General features: G+C 51.1%; 9 protein-coding genes and 1 pseudogene. 8 read left to right on the top strand and 2 right to left on the bottom strand.

Features of this window, described 5'->3' with window-relative positions; translation table 11 throughout:
* The 3 genes and pseudogenes from R3177_RS11285 to folM form a co-directional block, all read left to right on the top strand.
* Positions 1-478 (top strand): annotated as a pseudogene (locus R3177_RS11285) (MFS transporter); the annotation flags it as partial.
* A gap of 88 nt (positions 479-566) precedes the next feature.
* Positions 567-2,468, top strand: coding sequence for a putative bifunctional diguanylate cyclase/phosphodiesterase (locus tag R3177_RS11280; RefSeq protein WP_318971132.1), 1,902 nt, complete (start codon positions 567-569; stop codon positions 2,466-2,468).
* 56 nt (positions 2,469-2,524) lie between these two features.
* Positions 2,525-3,292 (top strand): dihydromonapterin reductase, encoded by a 768-nt coding sequence (gene folM / locus R3177_RS11275; RefSeq protein ID WP_318971131.1) that lies wholly within the window; start codon positions 2,525-2,527, stop codon positions 3,290-3,292.
* An 88-nt stretch (positions 3,293-3,380) separates the two neighbouring features.
* Here the strand turns inward: folM and R3177_RS11270 are convergent, their stop codons facing one another.
* Positions 3,381-3,677: a high-potential iron-sulfur protein gene (locus R3177_RS11270; protein ID WP_318971130.1), complete on the bottom strand. Its 297-nt coding sequence runs from the start codon at positions 3,675-3,677 to the stop codon at positions 3,381-3,383.
* Between the two features lie 206 nt (positions 3,678-3,883).
* Between R3177_RS11270 and R3177_RS11265 the strand changes: the two genes are divergently transcribed.
* The 5 genes from R3177_RS11265 to R3177_RS11245 all read left to right on the top strand — a co-directional run bounded on the left by R3177_RS11265 (position 3,884) and on the right by R3177_RS11245 (position 6,846).
* Entirely contained in the window at positions 3,884-4,468 is a 585-nt protein-coding gene (locus R3177_RS11265) for a hypothetical protein (protein ID WP_318971129.1), read from the top strand.
* A 10-nt stretch (positions 4,469-4,478) separates the two neighbouring features.
* Entirely contained in the window at positions 4,479-4,835 is a 357-nt protein-coding gene (locus tag R3177_RS11260; RefSeq protein ID WP_318971128.1) for a hypothetical protein, read from the top strand.
* Positions 4,836-4,966: 131 nt separating this feature from the next.
* Entirely contained in the window at positions 4,967-5,590 is a 624-nt protein-coding gene (locus R3177_RS11255; RefSeq protein ID WP_318971127.1) for a GNAT family N-acetyltransferase, read from the top strand.
* Positions 5,591-5,723: 133 nt separating this feature from the next.
* On the top strand, positions 5,724-6,182 hold the full coding sequence (locus R3177_RS11250; RefSeq protein ID WP_318971126.1) for a hypothetical protein: 459 nt from the start codon (positions 5,724-5,726) through the stop codon (positions 6,180-6,182).
* Between the two features lie 97 nt (positions 6,183-6,279).
* Positions 6,280-6,846, top strand: coding sequence for a type 1 glutamine amidotransferase domain-containing protein (locus tag R3177_RS11245; protein WP_318971125.1), 567 nt, complete (start codon positions 6,280-6,282; stop codon positions 6,844-6,846).
* 79 nt (positions 6,847-6,925) lie between these two features.
* Here the strand turns inward: R3177_RS11245 and R3177_RS11240 are convergent, their stop codons facing one another.
* Positions 6,926-7,840: a pirin family protein gene (locus R3177_RS11240; protein ID WP_318971124.1), complete on the bottom strand. Its 915-nt coding sequence runs from the start codon at positions 7,838-7,840 to the stop codon at positions 6,926-6,928.
* Positions 7,841-7,945 lie beyond the last annotated feature (105 nt).

Raw genomic sequence — 7,945 nt, 5'->3', positions numbered from 1 at the left:
TGGCTGGGACCACTGGACCGTCGGAGGCTTTCTGGCATTGTGGGTAATTGGCTATGGCGGGGTGCAAAGTATCGCACCGTTACTGCTCGGCAGAGGCAACATCCCGGATGGCAAAACCGTCACGCTCTGGGCATTGCTGCTTTGCAGCATCCCGGCGTTAATCGCCCTTGCCCTGACAGCCAACTGGCACATTGAACTGGCACTGTTAGGCGGCTTATTGCTGTTTGGCATCGTGTTTGCCATTAATTCATCAGTGCACAGCTATTTAATTGTCAGCTATGCCAAAAGTGACGGTGTGTCGATGGATGTTGGCTTTTATTATATGGCGAATGCCATGGGCCGCTTGCTGGGGACCGTACTGTCAGGCTGGCTCTATCAGACGGCTGGTCTTGCCACCTGCTTGTGGGTATCGACGGCTATGCTGGTGATGACCGTGATAGTTTCCGGAATGCTGCCAACAATCAAGTCAGCACAATAATAAGCGGTAATTAATGACCGGCAATTCGCACAACATAGAAAATACGGCTACAGTAAAGTAACCCGATAACACTGTTGTATCGACTTGAATGCCGAATGACCCTGAGTTTAACCAATCCTTTGTTGAAATATCCTCCGCCCGGCTAAATACGCTGCGCATCAAACGGTTATTGCAGATAACAGGTCTGACCCTGTTTGGTCTGGTGTTAGCTGTCGCCGTCGCGTCCGGGACGACCAAATGGGTGTTAATGGCAGGGTGTTTTGCACTGGCATTGGCTGCTTTACTGGCCTATCAGCGCCGGGTTGTTGCCGCTACCCATATTTTACTGTGGGCCATGTGTTTAATGCTGTCTGCCTTAGCATTTATTTCCGGCGGTATCCGCGATTTAGCCCTGCTGGGCTATCCCGGCGTGTTGGTCTTCGCAGCTATGCTAGGCAACAGCAGGCTGTTTTTCTCATTAATCAGTTTTATGCTGGTTTTCTGTGGTTTACTAACTTACCTGGCAACAGCGGGTATTGTCCGGCCGGTGATTCCGGCCATCAGTCCTGCGCACTTCGTGTTCACCGGTGCCATTTTGCTGGTAACCGGCGGCTGTGTATATTTATTGTATCGGGATCAGCAGTGCTTAATGCAATCCTTGCAAAGTGAAAACCACCGGGTAAAGCAAAGCCAGGCGCATATTGAGCATCTGGCATTACATGACCCGCTGACAGGTTTGCCAAACCGGGTCTGTTGTCAGCAGCATTTTCAGCGCTTATACGCCGAATGCCTGAGCGGCGCTCAGCGACTGGCCGTGGTACTGCTCGATCTGGATAACTTTAAGCCAGTGAATGATTCGCTGGGCCATGCTGCAGGCGATTTACTGTTACAGCAGCTGGCCAGACGGCTGGAAAACCAGCTGGGTGCAAACGATATTCTAAGCCGGTTTGGCGGGGATGAGTTTTTGCTGCTGATACCCGGTTTCGACAGTAACGAAGCGCTGGCAGCCAAGGCGGCGGCTTTATTGCAACAAACCACAGCGCCGTTTTTCATTATGCAGAATCAGATAGAAATCTCAGGCTCGGTCGGTATTGCCATTACACCCGAGCATGGCAGCGAATTCAGCGAAATATGCAAACATGCCGACATGGCGATGTTTCAGGCCAAAGCTGACGGTCGCAATGTCTACCGCTTTTATCATGATGAATTAAACAAGGCCAGGATAGATAAATTTAATTTGCTGCAGCGGATGCGTAAGGCACTAAAAGATAATGAGTTTGAGCTTTACTTTCAGCCAAAGCTGCAACTTAGCACCCGGCAGGTCATCGGTGCTGAAGCCTTACTGCGCTGGCCCCAAGCCGATGGTAGCATGATTGCTCCAGATGAATTTATTCCGCTGGCAGAGAGCAGCGGCCTGATAGTGGAGATTGGCGAGTGGGTACTGCAACAAGCCTGTCTGGCCTGCAGTCGTTGGCAGCAGCAAGGGTATGATTTGACCATCGCCGTTAATTTATCCTATGTACAGTTCCGGGATGGCAAACTGGAGCAACAGGTTCAGCAAGCACTTAGTGCGGCAGCTCTGCCGGCACATGCCCTGGAGATGGAGCTGACGGAATCTCTGCTGATTGGCGAAGGAGATAATATTGCCCGGCAACTGGCGGCACTGCATCAGCTTGGGATCCGCTTTTCCATTGATGACTTTGGTACCGGTTACTCTAATCTTGGTTATCTGCGGCGTTTTAACGCCAGCCGGCTGAAAATTGATAAGTCTTTTATCTTGTCCCTGTGCCTGTCGCAGCGGGATGAGCCCCTGGTCCGCGCTATTATTCAGATGAGTAAAAGCCTGGGCCTGAGAACTGTCGCCGAAGGGATTGAAGACAGCGCCACGGCAGCTCAACTGGCATTAATGGGCTGTGATGAGGGGCAGGGTTTTTACTGGGCCCGCCCGTTACCTGAAGCTGACTTTCTGGGTTATGTCAGTGCTGAACTGATGAATGAAACCAGAAAATAAACCTGAACCGCTGCTGCTGCGTATAGCGTGCTTTATCCGTTAACAAAGCGTCACTTATGCAGAAATCTCACTCAGCTAAAGGTCTTATCGTTATTACCGGCGCAGGTCAGCGGGTCGGTTTACATTGTGCAGCTGCTTTGCAGCGGCAGGGATATCAACTGGTGGTAAGTTACCGCAAAATGACCAGTGGTATTACCCAGCTGCAACAAGCCGGTGTCCACTGCATTGCTGCGGACTTTACCCGGCTGGATAGCATGGCAGCCTTTATTGCTGCGCTGGCCCCCTATCCCAGCATTCGTGCACTGATCCATAACGCCTCAAGCTGGCAACCGGATTTACCAGAGCAGCAGGCTGATAGCAGCCTGTCAACGGTTAATCAGCTGCAACAAGATGCCGCGGTATTTGATGAGATGCAGCATATTCACGCCCGGGCGCCCTACTTATTAAACCGGGCTTTATTGCCTAAATTGCTTGCCAGTGGCGACGGCGCCGACATTATTCACTTAACCGACTTTGTTGCCAGCGTCGGTAGCAGTAAACATCAGGCGTATGCAGCGTCTAAGGCTGCGCTGGAAAATCTGACCCTGTCTCTGGCACGCCAGCTGGCGCCTGAAATTAAGGTTAATGCTATAGCGCCGGCACTATTAATGTTTAACGAAGGAGATGATGACGCTTACCGGCAGAAGGCGTTGGCTAAATCTTTAATGGCCGTCGCACCCGGGCCGGCTGAGGTGTTACAAAGCATTTTATATTTACTGCAGAGTGAGTATGTTACCGGTCGGGTGCTGGCACTGGATGGCGGCAGGCATTTAAAGCTGCCCTGAGCAGTTAATGTTCGCCCTTTCAGTAAAAAAACGGCCCTCAGACCGTTTTTCAGCCCGGCTAACTGGCTGGCCGGTGCAGCTGACATCACTAGGCAGCGACTTTTTTGACCCAGGCGGCACACCACCCCTCGCTGGCAACAAGTTTCCCCGGGAAAATCGCGCAAGGCCGCCACTCCTGGCCAGCTTCCCCCTGAACCAGATTGCAGTTAGCACAATTTTGTCCTTCTACTTCCGATTTATGGGTGTAGCGCATGGCCGCCGCTAAAGGATCATCCAGCTTCAGCTGCTCTGCTGCCAGCGCACTTAAACTGACTCCACCCGCAGTCAGACCAATAATGGTGCCGGCAGATACTTTAAAAAACGTGCGACGATTGAAGTTGCTCATAGCTTACTCTCCTGCATTTAGTAGTTATTATTATACTGATTGGAACACGCTGCGGTTTTGATGGATATCAACTAATTTGTTCAAAATATAGCCGAAACATTTTATTGCAGCCAGAAAGCGAAGCGTTGGTACGCCATGATTTTTTCCAGAACCAGACTACTATTAGGGGGTAGACGCTGAAGCGTTAATGACAAGGACCCGCAATAATGCCCTGGTGCCGCTTATTCATTTATGTTGTCAGCCTGTTCAGTCTGTTGGGGTGCGCTCCTGCTGTGCTGGTACAGCCTTATGATGAAAGACTGCTAACCGGCAGTGAGCAGTTTTACCGCAAAACAGCCACCATTATTGAACATACTAAAATGCAAAGCCCCGCGGAGCGCCCCACTACTGAAGATATCCGCCACCCCGGTCATATCACTAATATGGAAAACCTTTACGCTGAAATGCTGATTGACACCAATATTCTGTTATTGCGTGCCCTGGCAAACAGTGAGCAGGTTGATGCCAGCGGACAGCGCCTGCAAAGCAGAATTACCCGTTATATTGATAATGCTTTACCCTCAAATTGTGATAGCAGCGCCGAAGATATCCGTGCCGAGTTTAGCTCGCTGACCGTAAAAAACTATGTTGATTTAAAATGCCTGATTGTGACCTGGCAAGCACAACACGAAGCCGCCCCCGGCAAAGTACTGACCCAGGCAGAATGGTCACGCCGCCATCTATCACTTATTCGCTTTATTGTCGCTGTCCAGCAAGCTGAAGTCGCAAAGCTGCGCGAGGCTGGTCACTAACGGAGCCATCATGACGATTCTGAACAACATCGAGATTGGTGATGTGCTGGCTGATGCCATGGCCAGCGCCAGACAAGCTGCCAAAGATAGCTGGCCTGCGGTAAGCGAGCTGGCAGACAATATAGCCCGCAGCATCTTGGTAGATCTCGAGTATGTCGCCCGGCAGAAGGTTCTGGGCCAGATCGACGAATATGGCGCAAAGATATTTCTGGAAGACCAACGTATGGTCGCCAGAGCGCGGCTGCGATCGCTGGCTATCGTCACCCTGCAACTGGCAGAGGACATTATTAACGCCATGCTACGGGTATTTAACGCGGCAACCCAGAAGGCCCTGGGTTGGATGTTATTTCCGCTGAGTCCTGTTTAGGAGCCTGTAACAGTTTAACGTGGCATGCAACCGGTCTGCACCAGTCAAAATATAAAAACACTGTTAATAGTGCATTTACCAAGCCGGGCGGCTTTGCTAGCATGCACCTATGCCAATGCGAAGTGAATGTGATGTCAGACAACCTTGTTACCACCTGGTACCTGCAGTATCAGGGCCCGGCGCTTGCTCAGCCTGATTGGCCGGCAGACTGCCTGCTAATGGAGGCCACCCTTGCCAGCCCGGAGCTCGGCCAGTTCTTATTCAGCGCGGTTGGCAATCACTGGCGCTGGTTCAGCAGGCTTAACTGGGATTATCAGCAATGGTTAGACTATCTGAGCAACCCGTCAGTCCGTACCTGGGTGCTTTATAAAGGCGGCAGCCCGGCAGGCTTTGCCGAACTGAAATATCATCCAGACAATGGAGAGGGCCCCAGTGTTGAGCTGAAATTTTTTGGGTTAATGCCCGCTTTTATCGGTCAGGGGCTGGGCTCGACACTGCTGTATTCTGCTATTGCGCTAAGCCAGCAGTGGTTAGCAGCCACACTGCCTGATAACCCGGCCACTCCTTTCGCACCCAATATCTGGGTGCACACCTGCTCAGACGATCATCCGGCGGCATTAGCCACCTATCAGAAAGCAGGTTTTAAAGTCTATCGAACCCAGCAAGACATTGCCGATGCCCCGGAAAACTACGCCAATGCGGCGTTATGTCATAATTACATTTACTCCCGCCTGACCTATTTTAAATCCCGCTAGCAGCCAATCAGCTAACCGTCACCATTGGCCGGAGGCTGTCAGCCAATGGCTGCTGAATACGCCAGCTGGTCTTATACTTGCATACTCTTTTACTAACATGCATTAGCAGTTAAGACTGCAGACAGGAGAGACTATGAAAGTTGAATCATTCCGTGACCTGTTAGACTGGACTGCAGGTTACCATCAGCATTTATCAAACTGCTTTACCAAAAGCGCCCGTGCCCGGTCGGACAAGCGGCCCCAGCTGTTACTGAATTACCTGGCTGATAAAGAGATGGATCTGGCGACCCGGGTTCGGGCTTTTAAGGATGTCACCGAAGACAAAGCACTGAACACCTGGTGTACAGAACATATTGATAAACACCCGCTGATGGCTGAAGCGGCCTGCGATGATGCATATAACACCATGGATACCAATGAAATGATTACCGAAGTGGAAAAGCAGCACGAGCTAATCATTCTGTTATACCAGAATTTATGTGAGCGCAGCCACCCGCCAGCAATGCAGGAGATGCTGGCCGAGGTGCGTGATCTTGAAAAGGAGCTGGCCCGGCAAATGATGCACGGTGCTAACAGGCTGGAAGATATTTAATTCGCCCGTCGTCATCGGTAAGTTTTACAGTGACTCCTGTAAAACTTTGCCAGCTGCTGTTTTTCAATAATAGAAACCGAACTGAAGGAGAACAATTATGAATAACCCTAAACCTCTGGCAGGTAAGAAAGTTGCAATTTTAGCCACTAATGGTTTTGAACAAAGTGAATTAACCTCGCCCCGCGATGCATTACTGAATGCCGGAGCGGAAGTGGATATCGTCTCGCAACAAGCCGGTACTATCACCGGCTGGTCTGGCAAAGACTGGGCAGAGGATGTCAAGGTAGATAAAACCCTTGCTGATGTTAATGCGAAGGCCTATGACGGCCTGGTGCTGCCAGGAGGTCTTATTAACCCCGATACGTTGCGTCAGGATAAACAGGCTATCAACTTTATTAAGGGATTTTTCAGTGATAGCGCGAATAAGCCGGTTGCCGCTATCTGTCATGGCCCCTGGCTACTGGCCGAAGCAGGAGTTATTAAGGGCCGCAAGGTGACCTCCTATGGCAGTATCCGGACCGATCTGAAAAATGCCGGTGCAGACTGGGTTGATGAGGCAGTGGTGGTCGATAACGGCCTGGTTACCAGCCGCAATCCCGATGACCTGCCGGCGTTTAACAGAAAAGTATTAGAAGAAATCCGCGAAGGCCGGCATCAAATTTAACAGCGATGTGGTCCGCCTCTGACCGTGGACTTTGCAACACTGCCTACATGGCAGTGTTGCTGCTTGTTTGCTTCGCCGATTAAACGGGTAGCGGAATGAACTCATCCTCATCGCCGGGTACTTTTGGAAAACGGCCCCGCTGCCAGTCCTGTTTGGCCTGCTCTATCCGCTCCCGGCGACTGGATACAAAATTCCATTCCATATAACGCTTATTAATGGCTTCCCCTCCAATCAAGGCAATCCGGCTCGTTGCGGTAGCGGTAATCACAACTTCTGCGGCCGGTTTCAATACTGCCAGCTGCTGTGCTTTGAGGTGGCTGTCCTGCAGTTTAAGCTCACCTGATAGCAGATAAAGCCCCCGCTCCGCTGCCACAGGTAAGCACAGGCTTTGCCCCTGCAGCAACTCGTCTTCCAGATACAACGTCTGATAAAAGGTTTTGACCGGCGACTGTAAGCCGAAAGCAGCCCCCATTAACACCCGGACCGGCACGTCATCTACCAGAGCGGCAGGTATACTACTTGCAGGATAGTGATAAAAAGCCGGCTCGGTTTCTTCATCTGCTTCTGGTAATGCCATCCACAGCTGCAGACCATGCAACCGGTGTAACCTGTTCGTGACCTCAGGCCGCTCACGCTCAGAATGGACAATGCCTTTGCCAGCTACCATCAGATTAATATCGCCTGGCGTGATTGGCTGATAACTTCCTAAAGAATCACGGTGCAGAATTTCTCCCTCGAACAAATAGGTGACCGTTGCCAGATTAATATGCGGATGAGGCCGCACATTGACGCCGTTACCGGAAGAAAACTCGGCAGGCCCCATTTCATCGAAGAACACCCAGGGACCAATACTCCGCTGTTGCCGCACTGGTAAGCAGCGCCTGACGGTAAAACCGCCTAAATCATGCGGCCTCGGCTCAATAATCTGCGCGATAGCTGCACAGCCCTGTTCGATGTTACACTCAGCTTCGGGATTTTTACTGGTAATACTCATGCCGCTCTCTCACTGTTACCAGGGTAGTTTTGCTGACTTTAACAAGTAAAGCACCGGGCATTGGCAAAGTAAACCGCCGTCCGCCGCGAAATGTAATATCTGATA

This window comes from Arsukibacterium sp. (genome assembly GCF_033722355.1).
Classification (GTDB): Bacteria; Pseudomonadota; Gammaproteobacteria; order Enterobacterales; family Alteromonadaceae; genus Alishewanella.
The sequence above is the reverse complement of the archived record's forward strand: the minus strand, read 5'-3'. Positions and strand labels throughout refer to the sequence as shown.

Bases quoted from the DNA above. Each gene is read 5' to 3' on its own strand.
- R3177_RS11255 (WP_318971127.1), top strand. From the start codon at position 4,967: ATGTCAGACAACCTTGTTACCACCTGGTACCTGCAGTATCAGGGCCCG.
- R3177_RS11240 (WP_318971124.1), bottom strand. From the start codon at position 7,840: ATGAGTATTACCAGTAAAAATCCCGAAGCTGAGTGTAACATCGAACAG.
- R3177_RS11270 (WP_318971130.1), bottom strand. From the start codon at position 3,677: ATGAGCAACTTCAATCGTCGCACGTTTTTTAAAGTATCTGCCGGCACC.
- R3177_RS11260 (WP_318971128.1), top strand. From the start codon at position 4,479: ATGACGATTCTGAACAACATCGAGATTGGTGATGTGCTGGCTGATGCC.
- folM (WP_318971131.1), top strand. From the start codon at position 2,525: ATGCAGAAATCTCACTCAGCTAAAGGTCTTATCGTTATTACCGGCGCA.
- R3177_RS11265 (WP_318971129.1), top strand. From the start codon at position 3,884: ATGCCCTGGTGCCGCTTATTCATTTATGTTGTCAGCCTGTTCAGTCTG.
- R3177_RS11250 (WP_318971126.1), top strand. From the start codon at position 5,724: ATGAAAGTTGAATCATTCCGTGACCTGTTAGACTGGACTGCAGGTTAC.
- R3177_RS11245 (WP_318971125.1), top strand. From the start codon at position 6,280: ATGAATAACCCTAAACCTCTGGCAGGTAAGAAAGTTGCAATTTTAGCC.
- R3177_RS11280 (WP_318971132.1), top strand. From the start codon at position 567: ATGCCGAATGACCCTGAGTTTAACCAATCCTTTGTTGAAATATCCTCC.